Here is an 18,805-nt window from a genome sequence, read left to right as displayed (position 1 = left end):
ACCGCAGGAAGCGCCCGCTGTAATGGCCTGGCCATTGGCGCTCCTGCTCCTTTTTCTTTTTTAAGGTCACTCACCCCGGCATAGCCGCTGACTTCGCAATCAAACTCAGTTTGGCGCGCTTGCTCAGCTTTTTTACCGCCATTTCCCGCCGCAAGGCATCACCGTGGCTGCCAATCTCTTCACGATAAACGAGTTGCAAAGGCCCGCGACCACGCAGATATTTGGCGGCTTTGGGGCCGCCACTCTGATGCTCCTGCAGGCGCCGGGTCACATCCTTGGTGATCCCTGTATACAGTTCGCCCCCGGCGCAACGCAGGATATACAGCTGCCAGTTATCACCACTCATTCCAGTCCCAACAGGCCGAGAAAGAAGGCATATTCCAGCGCGGTATCTTCAAATTGCCGGAAACGTCCGCTCTTGCCGCCATGGCCGGCTTCCATATCCGTCTGTAATAACAGCAGATTGTCGTCCGTCTTGTAGTCCCTGAGTTTGGCCACCCACTTGGCTGGCTCAAAATACTGTACCTGGGAGTCGTGCAGCCCTGTAGTCACCAACAGATGCGGGTAGGCCTGATGGCGAATGTTGTCATAGGGCGAGTAACTCAGCATATAGTCAAAGTAGGGCTTGTCATTGGGGTTGCCCCACTCATCATATTCATTGGTCGTCAGCGGAATCGACTCATCGAGCATGGTGGTGACTATATCCACAAAGGGCACATGGGCGGCCACCGCCAGGTAAAGACCCGGAGCCTGATTGACCACGGCGCCCATCAATAAACCACCGGCACTACCACCGGCGGCAACCACTTTGCCGGGTGCGGCATAACCCAGATCCAAAAGTGCCCGGGTAGTGTCTTCAAAGTCATTGAAACTGTTTCGTTTATTAAACAGCCTGCCATCATCATACCAAGGCCTGCCGAGCATCTCTCCGCCCCGGACATGGGCAATAGCATAGACCACGCCACGATCCAGCAGGCTGAGAATAGAGGCATCGAAGTCCGGCTCTATGATATGGCCGTAGGCACCATAACCGTACTGATACAGCGGGTTGCTGCCGTCTTTACGGAACTTGTCCTTGCGATACACCAGAGTCACGGGCACCTGGGCACCATCACGGGCCGGGATCAGCAAGCGCTCGGCCTGATAGTTGCCGGGCTCGAAGTCCCCCAATACTTTTTCCTGCTTGAGCAGTTTGCGCTCGCCCGGCTTATCCAGTTGATAGCTGTAAATACTCTCGGGGGTAGTCGGGCTCGAGTAATATAACCTCAGTTCGCGACTGTGCTGGCTGGGATTGATATCCAGACCAACCACATAGGCCGGGTCATCAAAGGCCAATTCATAGCCCCGGCTGAGATCGGTATGGGGATAGACCTTGATATGGCTCAGCCCCTGGCTGCGGCTCTGTACTATCAGATAATCGTCCAGCAATAACAGGTCTTCGAGGCGCACCTCGGGATCATGGGCCAGTACCTGCTGCCACTTGCGCTTGTCGCCGGCATCGGCAGCCGTGGTTTTCATCAGCCTGAAATTGGTCGCCTGCCAGTTGCTGAGGATGAAGAATTCATCTCCACGCTTGGCGATGCTGTATTCGTGGCCCTCTTCACGCGGCAGAAACGCCCGGAATTCGCCGAGCGGGGCGTTGGCATCGAGCAGGGAAACTTCACTGGTCGTGGTGCTCTCGTGGTGCAATACAATCAGGGATTCATCCAGACTCTTGCCGAGGGAGATATAGAAGGTATCGTCCTGCTCTTCATAAACCAGCAGATCCTCGCCCTGGGGGCTTCCCAGCTTGTGCCGGAAAACCTGGTATCCCAGCAGGGTCTGTGGGTCTTTGGCGATATAGAACACATAACGGTTGTCATTGCTCCAGACCACCCGGCCATCGATGCCAGTCAGCTTGTCGGCAAGCAGTTCACCGGTGGCAAGATCTTTAAAATAGACGCTGTAAATACGGCGGCTGAGGGTATCCTCGGCGAAGGCCAGTATCTGCTCATCCGGGCTGACAGACACTCCGCCCAGAGCATAAAACTCCTGCCCCTCGGCGCGCCGGTTAACATCTAGCAGCAACTGCTCTTCACCATTGAGCTCACGGCTTCTGGCGATCACCGGATACTCCAGCCCGGCCTCGAAACGGCGATAATACCAATGGTTATGCCAGCGATATGGCACGCTGCTTTCATCCTGCTCCAGCCTGGAGGTCAGCTCTTTAAACAGTTTCTGTTTCAGTGGTTCCCAAGGCTTAAGACGCGCGGCGGTATAGGCGTTTTCCCGCTCCAGATAGTCGATAACGTCCGGGGCCTTGCGCTCATCGTCACGCAGCCAATAATAGTCGTCTGTCCTGGTCACACCGTGAAGGCTCATGGTATGGGGACGTTTTTCGGCAACCGGTGCCACCAGCTTATTTTCTGAATTCATTCCACTGCATCCGCACAGCCACAAGGCTGTGCCTAAAACCAACATCAGGGATCCTGCTCGACTCATCACTCTTCCTTAGCGTTAATATCAGCGGCCTACTCCCTCGACTACAGGCCGCCTGCATATAGTGACGCCGACCGGCGCCAACGGCAAGCCCTGCCGCCCGAGTCCGGATCTCTAAGGCTCCCCTTCACCCGCAGAAAATGTGACCCTGTCCGCTTGTCATTTGTATGTAACAGGCGCATGCTGGTGCCGCCTGCCACATACAAGTGACAGGTCAATTCTCAGGGCGGGGTGAAATTCCCCACCGGCGGTAAATCATGTCAGCGACATGAAAGCCCGCGAGCGCTCGCCAGATTCTGGCGGGGTCAGCAGATCTGGTGTCATCACGACCTAGCGTGACTATTCCAGAGCCGACGGTGTTGCCATTTAGATGGCTCAGTCCGGATGAAAGAGAATCAGATTGCCGCGAGGCGATCCGCTTAGTGACACGTCTCTGCCAGCGGCAGAGAGGCCCACTATTCCTTTCTTTGCCCTGATTCTGGAAAACCCAAGCCGTAATTTAAGGATTTTTACCATGAATCAGTCATTATTAGCGCCTTTTGGCACCCCGATTGAAAGAGTCGAAACCGCCCTCGAAGCATTGCGTCAAGGCCGCGGTGTTTTGGTGGTCGACGATGAAGACAGAGAAAACGAAGGCGATCTTATCTTCGCCGCCGAGAGCCTGACCAACGCCCAGATGGCGATGCTGATCCGCGAATGCAGCGGCATTGTCTGTCTCTGCCTTACCGACGAGAAAATCAAGGCGCTGCAGTTGCCGCCCATGGTGGAAAACAACTCCAGCCAGTTCGGCACCGCCTTTACCGTGAGCATTGAGGCCAAAGTCGGAGTCACTACAGGCGTTTCCGCTGCCGACCGGGTGACGACTATCAAGACCGCCATTGCAGACAACGCCAAACCGGAAGACCTGGCCCGCCCAGGACACGTCTATCCACTGCGGGCTCAGCCCGGTGGTGTGATGACCCGCCGCGGTCACACCGAGGGCACTGTGGACTTGATGCAACTGGCTGGCCTAAAACCCGCCGGAGTGCTGTGCGAAGTAACCAATCCGGATGGCACCATGGCCAGACTGCCACAAATCATTGCCTTTGGTGACAAACACGACCTGCCAGTTCTTTCCATCGAGGATATTGTCAGCTATCGCGAATCTCTGCTGGCCAACGCTGGCTAATAAACAAGCGTTCTTTAACTATTTGATCAAAAGCGGCTTTATAGCCGCTTTTGTTTTAAACAAACAGGTAAACTTTGTTGCAACAAGGCTCACATTAACCCTCCACTTTTTAAGGTTTATTTTCGTGACCTAGATTAGAAATCCTTGAACAACGGGTCGCCCCCTGATAGGCAATATGTTACTTATCAAGCCTTATGGCCTGTATTCGAGTAGATTGCAGGCAGGTCTTTGCCAGTAGAATTTCAAGGAGAGCCATAGGTGTTAAGCCAACTGAGCCTAAAGCGCAAATTACTCTTGTTTGCCTTAGTGCCTGTTTTGGTTCTTAGTATACTGGGTTGCGTGCGCCTGTTTGAACTGCTGCACAACTACCGTTTGGCCAGCCAAAGTTATCATGCTGTTGAGGTGGGTCGGCGCCTGGCCGATCTCATCTATGAGCTACAGCAGGAAAGAGGCCTCAGCGCCGCCTATATCGCCTGTAATGGTGAATGCTTTGCCGACAGTCTGCAGGTGCAGCAGCAGCGGGTATCGGCACAGATAACTGCCCTGCAAAACTCTCCCCATCTGTTACAGCTTTCCAGACAACTCTCTCCTGCGGCCCAACATCTATTGCAAACCAAACTGGAGGCTCTGCGACTCGGCAAGCAGGCGCTGGAAAACAACCGGCGCGAACTCTTGAGCCGTGATGAGAGCGCCTCGCTGAATTTCTATTCCGATTTCAACTACGAACTCTTGCTGGGCATTGCCAATCTGCAATCCCTGTCGAGCAATGTGCAGCAGGCCAGAGCCTATGCCGACCTGGCCGCACTGTTGCGGATTCAGGAGTTGGCGGTGCGTGAGCGCGGCCTGATCAACGGCATGTTGCTGAAGCGTCAGTTCGACACCGACAGTTATGAGCGGCTGTTGGCCTTGATAACAGAGCAGGATCAGAGCATAGATCTATTCCGCGCCAGCGCCATTGTGGAACACAAACAACGCCTGGAGGCTATGCTGCAGGACAGCAAGAGTCAGGCATTGAACAATGTCAGGGAGCAGTTGCGTCAGCAAGATGCCATCACGCGTCAGGCGCATAAGTTTGCCTCTTTGCTGGGGTATGGTGGCCTGCTGCATGAGTTCAAAAACTTCCTGCTGCGTGGCGATGGCCAATACCAACAAGGCTTTAACGCCAAGCTGGAATCACTGGAGCAGATCCTCGAAAAATTGAAATCGAGCAAGGCTCTGAGTGCCAATCAGCAACAGGCCATTGCCCAGATAAGGGACAAGCTCAACGAATATCGCCACAAGATGCAGCTGATAGCGGCCATGCAAAGCCGGGGCGCCAAGGTGGAAGAGATAGACCCCCTGGTGCAGATTTCCGACGATGAGATGCTCGATGCCCTGAAGGCCCTGAGCCAACCCAAGCCCCCGGTTACTCCCGAAGTCTGGTGGCAGTTGGCCAGCGAAAGGATCCGCCAGATGGATGCCATAGCCGACAGTGTTTCCGATGATATTCTCAATCTTTCCAACGCCCAACGCGGTCAGTCACTGCGCCTTATCGCCCTCTATCTGCTGTCGGCCGCCATCACTATCGGCCTGCTGTTGTTTCTTGGCCGGGCCCTGAGTCACAATCTGCTCAGACGTATCTATGCCATCGCCAACAACATGCGCTTGATGACCAAAGATCCCAATCTGGATCTGGATATCAAGGTCGAGGGCAAGGATGAATTGGCCGACATGGCCAAGGCTCTGGGACAAATGCTCAGTGAAAGGCAAAAATCCTATCAACAGCTGAAACAGGCCGCCGCAGTATTCGACTATTCCGGCGAGGGGATTGTCATCACAGATGCCGATAACCGTATTGAACTGGTCAACCCGGCATTCAGCCGCATTACCGGTTACAGCCTGGAAGAGGTCAAGGGCAAGAATCCTTCAATACTCAACTCCTATCGCCACGACAAGACTTTCTTCAGCCAGATGTGGGACAGCCTGCTGACCAATAACAAATGGGAAGGCGAGATCTGGAACAGACGTAAAGACGGTGAGATCTATCCTGAGTTTTTGGCTATCACCCTGGTGCGTGACGATAACAACAACATACTCAAACACATAGGTTTGTTTGTCGATATCAGCCACCGTAAAAAATACGAGCAGGACATCTGGTATCAGGCCCATTTCGATATTTTGACCAAGTTGCCCAATCGCAAGATGTTCAGCGAGAGGCTGCACCACGAGCTGTTGCAAGCCCATATTCATGGTCACAAACTGGCGATTCTGCTGATCGATCTCGACAGGTTCAAATATATCAATGATGTACTGGGCCACAAACGCGGCGATCTCTTGTTGCAACAGGTGGCGAGAAGGCTGGAGTCACTACCGGATGAACAAAAGTTTGTTGCCCGCATAGGGGGTGATGAATTTGCCGTGATCTTGCCGCACTACAAGAACGATGCTGCGCTGACAGCCGTGGCCGACAGGGTTAAAGCCCTGTTCGGCAGCAGCTTCGATATCGATGGTCAGGACACCCTGATCTCGGTCAGCTTTGGTATAGGTGTCTATCCCGAAGACGGCGATGACATAGATGCCCTGACCCGCAACACGGAAACCGCCATGTACAGCGCCAAGGACAATGGCCGTGACAACTACCAGTATTTCACCCCCAGCATGAACGCCAGCATGCTGGAGCGTTTGCAACTGGAGCAACGTCTCAGAAGCGCCGTGCTGCATCAGGAATTTTGTCTGCATTATCAACCCATAGTCTCTATGGAAACCGGCCAAATCACCTCAGTCGAGGCGCTGCTACGCTGGAATGACCCTGAATACGGCTGGGTTTCACCGGAGAAGTTCATTCCCATTGCGGAGAATAATGGCCTGATAGAGCCGATAGGCGAATGGGTTCTGGAACAAGCACTGAAAGACCTCAGCCACTGGCATGCCGAAGGAATAAAACTGGATATGGCGATCAACGTCTCCAGCCGCCAGTGCATCAACATCAGTGGGGTAAGCTTCGACACCTTGCTGGCCGAAGCCATCAAGCGTCACGGCATAGCGCCCGAGAGACTGCATATAGAGATCACCGAATCCATGCTGCTGGACGACAGCCCCCATTGTCTGGAGGTGCTCAACAGCATTCGCCAACTCGGCGTGGCAATCCACATGGATGACTTCGGAACCGGCTTCTCTTCCTTGAGCTATCTGCGCAAGTTCCCTATCTCTGTGATTAAAATCGACAAGAGCTTTGTCGATAACGCCTTGGTGAATGAGGCTGATGCCAGCCTGGTGCGAGCGATAGTCATGATGGGCAAGAGCCTGGACTTGCAACTGGTGGCCGAGGGCATAGAGACCCGCGCGCAATGGATCTTGCTCAAGTCCATGGGCTGTGATTTTGGTCAGGGCTATCTGCTTTCAAGACCTCTACCTGCCAAGAGCCTGACCCCGATCCTCATCCAGGGAGAGTCCTTTATCCGTCAGCTTCTGGCATAAAAAAAGCAGCCTTAAGGCTGCTCTCTTTTAAAACCAGGTGGCTTTAGGCCATCTGTGCATTCATCACAGTCTCGCCACCTTCGCTCGCCAGTTGCATCAGATCCTTGTCCACCAGGAACAGCGCCTTGCCATCCTCGCCCACCAGGCGGATCTTGTCGACAATCGACTTGAACAGCTTCTCTTCTTCGTGCTGCTCGGCCACATACCACTGCAGGAAGTTGAAAGTGGAATAGTCTTGAGTCGTGAAGGCGGTATGAGCCAAGGCATTGATCTTGCTGGTGATCAGCTGCTCGTGCTCGTAAGTGTACTCGAACAGGGACAACAGGGATTCAAAATTGGCCTTGGGAGCTTCAATGGCGCCCAGCAGAGGCATGCCGCCGGTTTCACTGACATAGGTGAACAGACGACGCATATGCTGCATCTCTTCATCGGCGTGATCCCGCAGGAACTTGGCCGCACCTTCAAAGCCTTTGTCTTCACACCAGGCGCTCATCTGCAGATACAGGTTAGAGGAGAAAAACTCCATATTGATCTGCTCGTTCAACTTATCAATCATGGCTTGTGCCAACATATCCTTGCCTCTCGTTTCTGGTATCTGTTTCATGGGCGCTATTGTTATCAAGGGGCACAACAAATGCAAGAATCTTTACCTAACGCAATGATTTATAATGAAAACACTTTTCATTTAACTTGAATTATCATTTGTTATTTGCCGCAATCCGCTGACTGTAAAAGGAAAAGCCTGCGCCCAGGGCACGAAAACTGGCATGCAGATCATAGTCATCCACTTTCAGCGTGGCATAATAGCCAACCAGGTTCAGTAATAGCTCAAATAAGGTTGCTCTATGTCCAAGCCGCAAGACGTCTGTGCCCATCCAGGGCTGATGCACCCGGATCTCGCTCTGCCCCTGCTACTCGAGCAGGTCACCCCGTTGGAAGATACCGAAACCGTGCAACTGTCGGATTCTCTGGGACGGGTACTGGCAGAAGACTTGGCCAGCAGCATAGACCTGCCGCCGTTCGATAACTCGGCGATGGACGGCTACGCCTATCGTTATGCCGACTTACCCGAGAAGGCCAGCCTGAAATTACTGGGCAGTTCCTTTGCAGGCCATCCCTTTGAAGGCCAGTATCAGCCAGGCGGCTGTGTCCGCATCATGACTGGCGCTCCTGTGCCTGCGGGTTTCGACACAGTGCAAATGCAGGAGAAAACCGAGGCCAATGGCGAGCTGATCACCATAGAACCTTGCAAGCAGGCCGGAGACAACGTGCGTGGCCGCGGCGAAGAGCTGCTGGCCGGCACCAAGGTCCTCAGGGCCGGCACTCTGATAGGTGCCGCCGAAATGGGGGTGATGGCCACCATAGGTATCAGCAGCCTTAGAGTGATCCGCAAGGTCAAAATCGCTTTCTTCTCCACCGGTGATGAATTGCGCCCCGTGGGTTCAGAACTGGCTCCCGGCCAGATCTACGACTCCAACCGCTACTCGATTCAGGGCCTGCTCAGCCGTGCCGGTGTTGAGTGGCAGGATCTCGGCGTTATTGCAGATGATCCTGAGGCTATCCGTCAGGCATTTCGCAACGCCTCGGCCAGCGCCGATATGGTGATCACCTCAGGGGGGGTCTCGGTCGGAGAGGCCGACTTCACCAAGCAGATCCTCGATGAGGAAGGCAAAATAAGCTTCTGGAAGCTGGCGATCAAGCCGGGCAAACCCTTTGCCCTCGGCCATATAGGCAAGGCGGTGTTCTGTGGTCTGCCGGGCAACCCGGTTTCATCCATGGTGACCTTCTACAAGCTGGTGTGGCCTTTGCTGCATAAACTGCAGGGGCTGCCACAACCAACCCCACTACTACTGGATGCCAAATTGACCGCCCCCATACGTAAACAGCCCGGACGGGTGGAATACCAGCGCGGTATTCTGAGCCGCAACCAGGACGGGGAACTGGAAGTGGCGGTAACCGGCTCACAGGGTTCGGGCATGCTGACCTCCATGAGCCTGGCCAACTGTTTTATTATTCTGGAGCAGATGCAGGGCGACACCCCGGCAGGCACCAGAGTCACAGTAGAACCCTTTAACAGCGTGCTGTGCTGAGGCCGATATGAGCGACGAGATACTCACAGATGCCGAGATGCTGCGCTACAGTCGGCAGATCTCCATCAAGGCGATGGACATTGAAGGCCAGGAGAAGCTCAAACAGGCCAAAGTGCTGATGATAGGTGCCGGTGGCCTAGGCTGTGCTGCCGGTCAGTATCTGACGGTTGCCGGGGTCGGCAAGTTGACCCTGGTGGACTTCGATACTGTCGAACTGTCCAACCTGCAGCGCCAGGTACTGCACCAGGACGGCAATATAGGCCAGCCCAAAGTGGAATCGGCCAAAGAAAGCCTGAGTGCACTCAATCCCCATGTGCAGATAGAAACCATCAATGGGGTGTTGGATGATCCCGAATTGGATCAACTGGTTGCCGAGCACCATCTGGTGCTGGACTGCACCGACAATGTTGCGGTGCGCGAACAGCTCAATCGCAGCTGTTTTCGGCATAAGGTGCCCTTGGTGTCCGCTGCCGCCATCCGTATGGAAGGGGTGATCTCCGTCTTCGGTTATCAGCAACAGATGCCTTGCTATCACTGTTTCAGCAGCCTGTTCGGCGAGCAGCAACTCAGCTGTGTCGAGTCGGGTATTCTGGCGCCGGTCGTCGGTATGATGGGCTGCCTGCAAGCGGTGGAAGCCATCAAGGTGATAAGTGGTATTGGTAAGCCGCTCTATGGTCGTTTGCTGATGGTCGATGCCATGACCATGGAGTTTCGCGAGATGAAGCTGCCGCAGATCCCCAACTGCCCCGTCTGCGGTTGAGGCTGCAATAACAAGAGGCTGCCTGGGCAGCCTCTTTGATTTTCAGCATTTTTTACTTGGCGTTAAGCCAGTCAGACTCAGGCAATACCCTGTCGACAATCCGGATCTCGGCAATATCACCGCGGAACAGATCGGCCACCTCACCGTCCCAACTGGAGGCGCCTACCATCCATTCGCCGCCGGGAATACTCACCAGCCCATGCTGCTCGGCTTCGGCGGTACGCATTACCCTGGAGTTGTCCACATACATGGTGGCGTATTGGCCGTCGTTGACTATGGCCACGTGATACCAATAATCCCTGTCCACTTCCCATGACCAGTTGCTGGGCCCCACGCGATTGCTGGAGGTGGAGATCCACTGGAACTCCTTGAGACTGGAGGCGGTCAACGCCAGCGAAGGATCGCCGCCGCCACAATCCAGCTTATGGTGTTCACACACCTGGCTCTGGCTGGGTTTATGGGCAAAGACGGCGCCCCAGGCATTTTCCGATGCCTGCCACTCTGGTGCCAGACGCACTATCATCTCTATGGTGTACTGCGGCAGAACACCCGCCTGGCCATCGGCAGAAACCAGCGTCGGTGCCTGGCTGGAGAGGTAATAGCCGCCCTGGGTGTTGCCGCCCTTGAAACGAGCCGCCCCAGTGGCGTGGCCGAAGCCAGGAGCTTCACCGAGCAGTTCAAACAATTGCTCCTGAGTGCCACTGCTGCCTGCCTTGGCCTTGAGGCTCAAGGTATTGCCGCGCCCGGAAAGATCCATAAACTGCACCTTGGTCGGATCTGTACTGGTTAACTTATGCTCGGCATCGAATGTCCAGTAGGCGAGTGTTCCTTCAAGCTTACCCGGGCCTTCGGTTTCCACTTCCTGATTCAGCTTGGCAAAACGCTTTTCAAAGTCCAGGGGCTGTTCAAACTCCCAGCGTTGCAACACATCCTGCGGCTGCCTCTCTGCCTCCGGGATGGCCGCAACCCAAGGTGAGAATGAACGAAACTGCAACCGCTTATTGGCTTCATCGAAACTCACCAGTTGCAGCATACCGTTGCCACCCCAGAATCCCGATTGATAGTCCACCAAGATCATGACCACATCGCGGCCATAGCGGTTCTTGGCCACCATCTTGGCCTCACCATGGTGATGGCCGTTAAAGGTGAGGAAGATCTGGTCGTTGTCTTTGATCAACTTGTCCCACAGCATGGCACCATTGTCGGTAAATATGGCGCTATTGCCATCATCGGCCACATTCAACAGCTGATGGGTGGTGAGTATGGTCGGTGTTTCCGGGTGGGCATCCAATACCGACTGTGCCCAGGCTATGCTGGCTGCCGAGGTACGCCAGTCGAGCGCCAGCAACAGATACTCGCGCTCACCGCCCTTGAAGAGGTGATAACTGTTGAAGCCGGTGGCATCTGTCCCCTGGAAACTGGCAAAGTTGTTTTGCTGCAAAGACGCCGGGAAATGCTTGAGGAAAGGCTCTGCCGCCAAGGTCCTGTCGCTGTCGAAGTTGCTATTGATATCGACCCCGGACTGACGGTAAGCCAGCACATCATGGTTGCCCGCCAATATGCTGTATGGGGTGGCTGGATTAGCCTCCAGAATACTCATGGCCGCGCGGGCATTGAGCCATTCCTGCTCAGAGTCAGGCAGGTCGACCACATCCCCCTGATGCGCCGTGAAGACGATATTTTGTTGCTTATAGTTATCGGCAATCCACTGAGTTTGAGCGTTGTAGCGCTCGGGATTATAGCGGGAGTACTTTTGGGTATCGGGCATGACCACCAGAGTGTAACTCTCGGCTGCGGCTTGAGTGCCATTGTCGTTGTCTGAGTTACACCCCGTCAGGCCAAGCACTGCACCCAGAACCAGTGCTCCAATTGAGTGTCGCATGATATCTCTCCAGTTCAGGCTAGTAAGAAAGTCTGGATTTAAACAAGGACAGATGAAGCAAAATAAGCACTTTTATTTCAAAATCATTAAGTTACAAATCATTATCAAAACACACAGACGGCCAACATAAGTCTCGGTCACAACAAGCGCTTGATGGTTGGAAGATGTCGCACAGGGTTTTGGGCGATAGCGCCTTGTTGAGCTTGGTGTTTTTCTATATCGTGTGGCGCTTTAATCTCGCCTGAAATCTGCAAAAAGGAAATTTCCCGCTATGGACAACAGCCTGCGACGCAACTACGGCACCGATAAGGGCCAAATCAGTGCCGGCAAATACAACCTGGTCATCGGCCTGACCCTGATCTGGGGTTTTGTGGTCAACTATCTGATGGTGCTGAATATCGACCCCGAAATCATCGCCACTATTCCAATCTGGTTGTTCTTTATCGGCTACTTTGGCTGCTGTATGGCGGGTATCTATCTGTTCCAGTCATCGGACAAGCCTGCGGTCAGCTTTCTCGGTTACAACCTGGTTGTTGTTCCCTTCGGTCTGATAATTAACCTGGTCGTCAGCGGCTATGACCCGACGCTGGTGTTGGAGGCGCTGCGGATAACGACTATCGTGACTCTGGCAATGATGATACTGGGTACCCTGTTTCCCGCCTTCTTTGCCCGCATAGCCGGCGCCCTGACCATAGCCCTGCTATTGGTGATCATTGTCGAACTGGTGGAGCTGTTTATCTTCAAGACCCATCACGGCATTCTCGACTGGATAGTGGTATTGATCTTCTGTGGCTACATTGGCTATGACTGGGGCCAGGCCAACGCCAAGGAAAAGACGGTCGACAACGCCATCGACAGCGCCGCGGCGCTTTATATGGATATCATCAACCTATTCCTGCGGATCCTGAGCATTCTGGGAAGAAGGAATTAACCCATGCGTTTACTCTTGCTGTTGCTGCTCCCCATGGCTTGTTACTCTCTGAGCGCTGCCGAGTGCAGCTCTCAGGCTCTGGCCAAGGCCAGGAGTGATTTCCAGCAAGGTTATGCCAAAGGTGAGTATCAACAGGCAACGGCAGCGCTCGCTGCCTTTCATCAAGAATGTGGCTATGAGTTGTTCCCCCAAATCAAAGGTGCAACCGAGCCGGCCATCGAAGATGTTCGCCGCTACTACTGGCTGATAAGCGATCTCTTGCTGGGTCTGTCCCGCAGTGGTCAACTCAACGAGTGCATAGCTCTGGCCGAATATGAAGAGCTCAATTGGGGCAACCACTTTTATCGCCTCGGGGGTGAATCCGTGTTGGCGGCCCTGCAATACAACGCCGCCAACTGTAAGAGCAACAGAGAGCAAAAGCTCGGCAGTTTCAGTCAACAAACTTGCCCAATCGCAGGTGCTGCGGATGCGCTGGCTATTCCCTCAAGCTGGCTGATGGGCCAGGCCTGCTTACGGCTGTTTCCGGGGCAAGCGGAAACCGAGTTTGACGCCGGCGATCAGATACCGCCCTATGTCGAACTGATAACCGCCACTGAACACCACAAACTGGCCTTTGCCGACGGCAAGCTTGGCAGTGGCGATTTTTGCGGCTTCTCTACTCTGGCTCTGGGCCGCGATAAGCAACTACGCATTTCGGGAAGTGGCGGATTCTGCTGGCAAGGCAGTGCTGTTTTTATGCTCGACTCTGTCTACCGCTTGCAGCAAGATAAACTAACCATCACAGACGAACTCTTCGTGCCGGTGCACTGAACCATGACAATCAAAGGAAGGATGCCGATGATAGATCACCTCAGCAGCTATGCCACAGATTACCCCAGGACACGCGACTTCTATCTCGAAACACTAAGCGCCTTGGGTTACCCCTTGGTGATGGAACTGGTGGCCGAGTGGAACAGCGAGTTTCCCAGCCAGCGTATGTGCGCCTTCGGACCGGACAACAAACCCGTGTTTTGGATCATTGAAACCAAGACGCCCCATACGCCGCGGCATATTGCCTTCACTGCCGCCGACCGCGATGCCGTCAGCCGGTTTTATCAGCTGGCACTTGAACATGGCGGTCAGTGCAATGGTCAGCCTGGGCTGAGGCCTCATTACCACGCACACTACTTCGGTGCCTTTGTGTTGGATCCCGATGGCAACAATGTCGAAGCCGTATGCCATCAACCCCAGTAGGTATTTGAAATGAAGAAATTACTCTTATGCCTCTCCCTGTGTTTGTTGGCTCTGCCTGCGATAGTTTTCGTCTCAAGGACGGAAAACTGCTGTATTGCGGCATGAGCCGCATAAAGCTACTTGAACTTGCTCGCTCCCCCATGGATAAATACACCCAGACACTTGGTGTCGACAGCGGCAAAGCCACCGCCGGTAAGACAGTAGAAGTATGGAGTTACCGATTGCAAGGCAGCATAGGGGCTAACAGTCACTCTGAGTAATGATCAGGTGCAGAATATCGTATCCGAGCAACAGGATCGCCTCTGAGCTCATAACAGGTTTTCACAGGAGGTTCCCGCCATGACGGGATTGGAAACAGGAATACAACGACTGGTGGATGAGTTTATTGCAGCCGGTCGTCCCAACGCGCGTCTGCAGCCACTGAATGAACGACGTCAGGGCTATGAAGCCAGTGTGGTGCTGGCGGGCCCCGCCGCCGAGGTTTGCACCCAGGAGCTGGATCTGGAAGGCATTCGCCTGCGACGTTACCTGCCTGACACCCCGGGGCCTTGGCCCACGCTTATCTACTTCCATGGCGGCTGCTTTGTGGCCGGAAGCTTTGTGACTCACGAGCAGCAGCTCAGCTATCTGGCCTGTCATGGCAAAGCCCAGGTTATTGCCGTCGACTACCGCTTGGCACCGGAACACTGCTATCCGGCAGCACACAACGATGCGCTCAAGGCCACCCAAGCTATACTGGCCCAGGCGGCGCAGCTACAGCTGGATCCGGATAGCGTCACCCTGGGCGGCGACAGTGCCGGCGGTCATCTGGCGCTGGTCACCTGCCTGCGCCTGAAACAACTGGGCTGGCAGCCGAAACGGCAGTTGCTTATCTACCCCATGTTGGATGCCACCGCTGCCATGGCGAGCTACCGCAGCAACGGCGACGACTTTATTATCACCCGCGATGCCTTGCTCAGCGGTTTTGAAGCCTATCAGCAAGGTTCTGGTGTCGACGCCAACCATCCTGAAATCAGCCCCCTGTATCGGGAGGATTTTCAGGGCTTGTGTCAGACTCACATTATTACCGCCGAATTTGATCCGCTGCGGGATGAGGGAGAAGCCCTGTATCGCAAGCTGGTAGCCGCCGGTGTCGATGCTCGAGCCTGCCGCTTTCAGGGCGTGATCCATGGTTTCTTCCAATTGGCCGATATCAGCTCGGCCGCGCGCGAGTGTCTGGCCCAACTGGCGGCCATTCTGCGTCGAGACAGTGAAGAAGCGGCATGACAAGCAGCTTGGATGTGACTCAGTGGCAAGCGCTGGCTGACGGCTACCCCCAAGTAAAATCCATCAGCCGTCCTTTCGATGGAGGTGCGCTTTCCTGCCTGATAAGCCGGCATCAGGTGCCGGCTCTGCTTGACCTGCTACGCCGCTATTTACAACGACATGGCATGGAGATAGAACAGCTGGGAGAAGGCCTGCCTGACTATCTAGTGCTGGCGCAGCAGTTGCAGTGTCAGGGCGATAACTTCGAGACCGAGTTTCAGGCACCGATAAAGCTCTATCTGCAACTGACCGCCGACTTTGGTGGTTACCTTCTGTGTCTGCAATCTGATCACAGCGAGCTTCTGGCACAAGTCCAGCAGCTGGCACCGACTCCGCCCATGCCTTGGGAGAGCTTTCCCGAACTGGATCCCGATACCCTGGGTGGCCTCCAGGGCTCTCTGGCCTTTTGGCAAGACTACCTCTGGGGACCATATTGGCAGTGGCTTAGGCGCAGCGGCATTCCCAAACTGGGTGATGGCGAGCTGGCGCTGCGCTGGGAAGAATACAGTCACTGGCACAACGGCGAGCCGGAACTGGCTGCGGAGCAAATATAATGAAACTGGAGCTGGCAAATACCGCAGACATCACACTCACTGAGCCTGAGTGGGCCTTACTCTTGCTGGCCGACCCAAGCCGCGAAGCCGTGCAGGCTTACCTGAGAGACTGTCTGCTGCTCAGAGCCCTGGATACTGAAGACCGTCTGCTTGGGCTGGCACTGCTGCAACTAACGCCGGCGTCCACACAGATTCAGGCTGAGGTAAAAAACCTCGCCGTTCATCCGGATCACCAAGGCCAGGGAATAGGTAAATGGCTATTGCAACAGTGTCAGACGCTGAGCCGGGAAAAGGGACTGGATAGCCTTTGGATAGCCACGGGCAACTCCAGCCTGGCGCAGCTTGGCCTCTATCAGAAGTGCGGTTTTCGTATCAAAGGTATTGTTCCGGACTTCTTTGCCGCTTACCCTGAGCCGATAGTGGAAAACGGTATTCTCTGTCTGGATCTGCTGCTGTTGGCTTGTCCACTGGCAGAGACCTAACCTAAGAAAAAACATCCAGTGGAATTATTCCAGGGACAACCATTTACAAGGAGAGTTGCCATGGCCTTCAGTGACCGGGAAAAACAGCAGATGTGCGATCTCAAGGGGGTAGGAGCCACAGTCGTTGGTCGACTCGAGCAGCTGGGATTCAGTCAGCTGTCGCAGCTGGCCGATGAATCCGCTAGCGATGTCACCCGCGCCATAGCCCAGTTGATGGGCTCGAGCTGCTGGCACAATAGTCCCCAGGCCCGCGCAGCTATCAGTGCCATCATAGAGTTGGCCCAACAACAGCGTGATCTCTGACCATGAAGAAACGTTATGGCTTTATCCTGCTGCTACTGCTGATCTTTGCCGGTGCCCTGATCCCGGAAAACCCACAGGTGCCGGTTAACCAGGCCAGCGCCAAAGACTGGCATAAAGACAGTTTCTGGTATTACCCCTGGGGCACCTCAGGGGTACACAAGGGCATAGACATCTTCGCCGCCCGCGGCACTCAAGTGCAGGCCCCGACGCCCATGCTGCGCCTCTATCAAGGGGAGTGGCGTCTCGGCGGCAAGGTGGTGCTGGCCTTGGGGCCAGGCTGGAAGTTGCATTATTTCGCCCATCTGGACAGCCTGGAGCCGAACGGTTTTTATCTACCTCAGGGCAGCAAACTGGGCACTGTCGGCGACTCGGGCAATGCCAAAGGCAAGCCGCCCCATCTGCACTACAGCATAGTCAGCCTCATGCCCATGCCTTGGTTGATAGATGATGCGCCCCAGGGATACAAGAAGGCGTTTTATCTCAATCCTGTGACTTATCTGGCGCCCCGCTGAGTGCCTGCTGCCTGAGCCATTCGAGAAACACCCTGACTCTGTGGCTCTCCTCCCGGCCGGAGGTCGGCAGCAGCCGATAACTGAGCCCAGGCAACACCTTGCCCGGCAAGCAAGGTTTCAACCAACCCCGCTCCACCAAAGAGGCCACCAGCACAGAACTGGCAAGTGCCAGGCCTTCACCGGCCAGAGCTGCCTGCATGAGGTGATCCTCCTGGGTAAACTCCAGCAATCTGGCACCTTTGAACTCGTGATAGGTCTGTTGCCATTGCTGCCAATCGAGCCCGTCGAGAGCCGGGTTCTGCCAGCGGGTCTGCAACAGCGTCACCTGAGGTTGCTTGCTCTTGAGATAACCGGGACTGGCGTAAATGCCGAACGTCTCACTGAACAACACCTCTTCGCCTTCTGCCGCTTTGCCATAGCGTATACAGAGATCTGTCTCACCCAGAGGGTCGCTAGGCTGCAGCCCCTCATCGCTGCTGACCGACACCCGAATATCGGGGAAACGCTGCTGAAAGTCCGGCAATCGCTGCGCCAGCCATAGGGCGGCAAAACCATGGGTGGTGGAAACTCTCAGCTGATTTGGTGTCACTCCCAAACGTTCAATCCCCTGGGCTATGCCGAGCAAGGCCTGGCGGCAGGATTCTGCCAACTCGGCTCCGGCCGGTGTCAGTGATACCGCCCGGGTCTGGCGGATAAACAGTCGGGTGTCCAGCTGAGTCTCGAGATTTCTTATCTGATGGGAAACCGCGGTCGGAGTCAGGCTCAACTCCTCCGCAGCCAGCTTGAAGCTCAGATGCCTGGCGGCGGCTTCGAACACTCTCAAGTTATTCAGTGTGGGTAAATGGGCAAACATTGCGATCAAATAAGTGAATTTTACTCATCTATAAGTGAGAAATGAACCTTTGTCAACTCGAGCGGTATTCCAGATAGTTATGCCCAGAGCAAACAAACGGAGAAAGTGATGAAAACTCTTTTAAGAATCGATGCCAGCGCGAGAAGAACCGACAATGACAAACCCAGCTATAATTCGATTTCCAAGTCGTTGGCGCAGCTATTCTGCGATCACTGGCAAGCCCAAAATAACCTATCAGAATTCATCTATCGAGATCTGGGTGACCAAGCACCACCGGCCATCACCCAAGATTGGATTGCCGCCGTATTCACCCCGGAGGCACACCAAAGTACAGAGCAGCAACGGCTGCTGGCACTGTCGGACTGCCTTATCGACGAGCTGCAGCGGGCCGATATCATTCTGATCTCAACGCCCATGTACAACTATGGCATGCCGGCGGCACTCAAGGCCTGGTTTGATCAGGTCATACGCATCAACCGCACATTCAGCTTCGACTTAAAGCGCGGCGATTTTCCGCTGCGGCCGATACTCAGCGGCAAAAAACTGGTTTTGGTTTACTCCTGCGGCGAGTTTGGCTTTGGCGAAGAGGGGATCCGCGCCGGAATGAATCACCTGGGTCCCCATATCAAGACCCTGAGCCACTATCTGGGGGTGGAGCAGTTTTATGAAGTGCGCAGCGAATATCAGGAGTTTGCCGACGAGCGCCATCAGGCTTCCGTCGCAGCAGCCGGAGCCTCGCTGACAGAGTTGGCCCAAATGCTCTAGCCATTCATAAGTGTAAATAACCTTTCATCGACC

Annotated in this window: 19 protein-coding genes and 1 riboswitch; of the genes, 14 read left to right on the top strand and 5 right to left on the bottom strand. The window is 54.7% G+C overall.

From position 1 onward, the window contains the following. Positions 1–70: 70 nt before the first annotated feature. Both HCX89_RS07555 and HCX89_RS07550 read right to left on the bottom strand, forming a co-directional pair. Complete coding sequence (locus HCX89_RS07555) at positions 71–346, bottom strand: GIY-YIG nuclease family protein (protein WP_025889227.1); 276 nt, start codon at positions 344–346, stop codon at positions 71–73. Further along, positions 343–2,415 carry a S9 family peptidase gene (locus tag HCX89_RS07550; protein WP_167715553.1) on the bottom strand — a complete coding sequence of 691 codons (2,073 nt, stop codon included), beginning with the start codon at positions 2,413–2,415 and terminating at the stop codon, positions 343–345. The genes HCX89_RS07555 and HCX89_RS07550 overlap by 4 nt, the downstream gene beginning before the upstream one ends. Positions 2,416–2,691: 276 nt before the next feature. Then, positions 2,692–2,878: riboswitch (FMN riboswitch) on the top strand. A 114-nt stretch (positions 2,879–2,992) separates the two neighbouring features. Between HCX89_RS07550 and ribB the strand changes: the two genes are divergently transcribed. Beyond that, entirely contained in the window at positions 2,993–3,646 is a 654-nt protein-coding gene (gene ribB / locus HCX89_RS07545; RefSeq protein ID WP_025009206.1) for a 3,4-dihydroxy-2-butanone-4-phosphate synthase, read from the top strand. 258 nt (positions 3,647–3,904) lie between these two features. After that, entirely contained in the window at positions 3,905–7,102 is a 3,198-nt protein-coding gene (locus HCX89_RS07540; RefSeq protein ID WP_217351524.1) for an EAL domain-containing protein, read from the top strand. A 43-nt stretch (positions 7,103–7,145) separates the two neighbouring features. Here the strand turns inward: HCX89_RS07540 and ftnA are convergent, their stop codons facing one another. After that, positions 7,146–7,673 carry a non-heme ferritin gene (ftnA, locus tag HCX89_RS07535; protein WP_028780740.1) on the bottom strand — a complete coding sequence of 176 codons (528 nt, stop codon included), beginning with the start codon at positions 7,671–7,673 and terminating at the stop codon, positions 7,146–7,148. Between the two features lie 274 nt (positions 7,674–7,947). On the opposite strand from ftnA, the gene moeA reads away from it, so the two are divergent. Next, positions 7,948–9,192, top strand: a complete 1,245-nt coding sequence (moeA, locus tag HCX89_RS07530) for a molybdopterin molybdotransferase MoeA (protein WP_109247477.1) — start codon at positions 7,948–7,950, stop codon at positions 9,190–9,192. A gap of 7 nt (positions 9,193–9,199) precedes the next feature. Next, positions 9,200–9,952, top strand: a complete 753-nt coding sequence (gene moeB, locus HCX89_RS07525; RefSeq protein WP_044735484.1) for a molybdopterin-synthase adenylyltransferase MoeB — start codon at positions 9,200–9,202, stop codon at positions 9,950–9,952. 52 nt (positions 9,953–10,004) lie between these two features. On the opposite strand, the gene HCX89_RS07520 is transcribed toward moeB, so the two are convergent. After that, entirely contained in the window at positions 10,005–11,834 is a 1,830-nt protein-coding gene (locus tag HCX89_RS07520; RefSeq protein WP_167715549.1) for a LamG-like jellyroll fold domain-containing protein, read from the bottom strand. Between the two features lie 271 nt (positions 11,835–12,105). On the opposite strand from HCX89_RS07520, the gene HCX89_RS07515 reads away from it, so the two are divergent. The 9 genes from HCX89_RS07515 (at position 12,106) to HCX89_RS07475 (ending at position 17,154) form a co-directional block, all read left to right on the top strand. Further along, positions 12,106–12,765, top strand: a complete 660-nt coding sequence (locus tag HCX89_RS07515; protein ID WP_025009202.1) for a Bax inhibitor-1 family protein — start codon at positions 12,106–12,108, stop codon at positions 12,763–12,765. A gap of 3 nt (positions 12,766–12,768) precedes the next feature. Next, a complete protein-coding gene (locus tag HCX89_RS07510; protein ID WP_167715547.1) occupies positions 12,769–13,575 on the top strand; it encodes a hypothetical protein in 807 nt (268 codons plus the stop codon). A 27-nt stretch (positions 13,576–13,602) separates the two neighbouring features. After that, on the top strand, positions 13,603–13,998 hold the full coding sequence (locus HCX89_RS07505) for a VOC family protein (RefSeq protein WP_101059588.1): 396 nt from the start codon (positions 13,603–13,605) through the stop codon (positions 13,996–13,998). 26 nt (positions 13,999–14,024) lie between these two features. Next, the gene (locus HCX89_RS07500) at positions 14,025–14,258 is read left to right on the top strand and encodes a hypothetical protein (RefSeq protein ID WP_025009199.1); all 234 of its coding nucleotides are present in this window, start codon (positions 14,025–14,027) and stop codon (positions 14,256–14,258) included. A gap of 79 nt (positions 14,259–14,337) precedes the next feature. Beyond that, the gene (locus tag HCX89_RS07495; protein WP_167715544.1) at positions 14,338–15,264 is read left to right on the top strand and encodes an alpha/beta hydrolase; all 927 of its coding nucleotides are present in this window, start codon (positions 14,338–14,340) and stop codon (positions 15,262–15,264) included. Then, positions 15,261–15,857: a hypothetical protein gene (locus tag HCX89_RS07490; protein WP_167715542.1), complete on the top strand. Its 597-nt coding sequence runs from the start codon at positions 15,261–15,263 to the stop codon at positions 15,855–15,857. Before HCX89_RS07495 ends, HCX89_RS07490 begins: the two co-directional genes overlap by 4 nt. Continuing rightward, positions 15,857–16,339 carry an N-acetyltransferase gene (locus tag HCX89_RS07485; RefSeq protein WP_167715540.1) on the top strand — a complete coding sequence of 161 codons (483 nt, stop codon included), beginning with the start codon at positions 15,857–15,859 and terminating at the stop codon, positions 16,337–16,339. Before HCX89_RS07490 ends, HCX89_RS07485 begins: the two co-directional genes overlap by 1 nt. Positions 16,340–16,399: 60 nt before the next feature. Beyond that, on the top strand, positions 16,400–16,642 hold the full coding sequence (locus HCX89_RS07480; protein WP_025889214.1) for a hypothetical protein: 243 nt from the start codon (positions 16,400–16,402) through the stop codon (positions 16,640–16,642). Positions 16,643–16,644: 2 nt separating this feature from the next. Continuing rightward, on the top strand, positions 16,645–17,154 hold the full coding sequence (locus tag HCX89_RS07475) for a M23 family metallopeptidase (RefSeq protein ID WP_107110842.1): 510 nt from the start codon (positions 16,645–16,647) through the stop codon (positions 17,152–17,154). On the opposite strand, the gene HCX89_RS07470 is transcribed toward HCX89_RS07475, so the two are convergent. Continuing rightward, positions 17,123–18,007, bottom strand: a complete 885-nt coding sequence (locus HCX89_RS07470; protein ID WP_167715538.1) for a LysR substrate-binding domain-containing protein — start codon at positions 18,005–18,007, stop codon at positions 17,123–17,125. The genes HCX89_RS07475 and HCX89_RS07470 overlap by 32 nt on opposite strands. A 108-nt stretch (positions 18,008–18,115) precedes the next feature. Between HCX89_RS07470 and HCX89_RS07465 the strand changes: the two genes are divergently transcribed. After that, a complete protein-coding gene (locus HCX89_RS07465) occupies positions 18,116–18,772 on the top strand; it encodes an FMN-dependent NADH-azoreductase (RefSeq protein ID WP_071237341.1) in 657 nt (218 codons plus the stop codon). Positions 18,773–18,805: the final 33 nt, after the last annotated feature.

This window comes from Shewanella sp. Iso12, assembly GCF_012030025.1.
In the GTDB taxonomy this organism is placed as follows: Bacteria; Pseudomonadota; Gammaproteobacteria; order Enterobacterales; family Shewanellaceae; genus Shewanella; species Shewanella algae.
This window is presented reverse-complemented; position numbering and strand designations above follow the sequence as displayed.

Excerpts from the sequence above, each read along its gene's own strand:
- ribB (WP_025009206.1), top strand. The coding sequence starts at position 2,993 with ATGAATCAGTCATTATTAGCGCCTTTTGGCACCCCGATTGAAAGAGTC.
- HCX89_RS07510 (WP_167715547.1), top strand. The coding sequence starts at position 12,769 with ATGCGTTTACTCTTGCTGTTGCTGCTCCCCATGGCTTGTTACTCTCTG.
- HCX89_RS07555 (WP_025889227.1), bottom strand. The coding sequence starts at position 346 with ATGAGTGGTGATAACTGGCAGCTGTATATCCTGCGTTGCGCCGGGGGC.
- HCX89_RS07470 (WP_167715538.1), bottom strand. The coding sequence starts at position 18,007 with ATGTTTGCCCATTTACCCACACTGAATAACTTGAGAGTGTTCGAAGCC.
- HCX89_RS07495 (WP_167715544.1), top strand. The coding sequence starts at position 14,338 with ATGACGGGATTGGAAACAGGAATACAACGACTGGTGGATGAGTTTATT.
- HCX89_RS07480 (WP_025889214.1), top strand. The coding sequence starts at position 16,400 with ATGGCCTTCAGTGACCGGGAAAAACAGCAGATGTGCGATCTCAAGGGG.
- HCX89_RS07550 (WP_167715553.1), bottom strand. The coding sequence starts at position 2,415 with ATGAATTCAGAAAATAAGCTGGTGGCACCGGTTGCCGAAAAACGTCCC.
- HCX89_RS07485 (WP_167715540.1), top strand. The coding sequence starts at position 15,857 with ATGAAACTGGAGCTGGCAAATACCGCAGACATCACACTCACTGAGCCT.
- moeA (WP_109247477.1), top strand. The coding sequence starts at position 7,948 with ATGTCCAAGCCGCAAGACGTCTGTGCCCATCCAGGGCTGATGCACCCG.
- HCX89_RS07505 (WP_101059588.1), top strand. The coding sequence starts at position 13,603 with ATGATAGATCACCTCAGCAGCTATGCCACAGATTACCCCAGGACACGC.
- moeB (WP_044735484.1), top strand. The coding sequence starts at position 9,200 with ATGAGCGACGAGATACTCACAGATGCCGAGATGCTGCGCTACAGTCGG.
- HCX89_RS07465 (WP_071237341.1), top strand. The coding sequence starts at position 18,116 with ATGAAAACTCTTTTAAGAATCGATGCCAGCGCGAGAAGAACCGACAAT.
- HCX89_RS07515 (WP_025009202.1), top strand. The coding sequence starts at position 12,106 with ATGGACAACAGCCTGCGACGCAACTACGGCACCGATAAGGGCCAAATC.
- HCX89_RS07475 (WP_107110842.1), top strand. The coding sequence starts at position 16,645 with ATGAAGAAACGTTATGGCTTTATCCTGCTGCTACTGCTGATCTTTGCC.
- ftnA (WP_028780740.1), bottom strand. The coding sequence starts at position 7,673 with ATGTTGGCACAAGCCATGATTGATAAGTTGAACGAGCAGATCAATATG.
- HCX89_RS07520 (WP_167715549.1), bottom strand. The coding sequence starts at position 11,834 with ATGCGACACTCAATTGGAGCACTGGTTCTGGGTGCAGTGCTTGGCCTG.
- HCX89_RS07500 (WP_025009199.1), top strand. The coding sequence starts at position 14,025 with ATGCCTCTCCCTGTGTTTGTTGGCTCTGCCTGCGATAGTTTTCGTCTC.
- HCX89_RS07490 (WP_167715542.1), top strand. The coding sequence starts at position 15,261 with ATGACAAGCAGCTTGGATGTGACTCAGTGGCAAGCGCTGGCTGACGGC.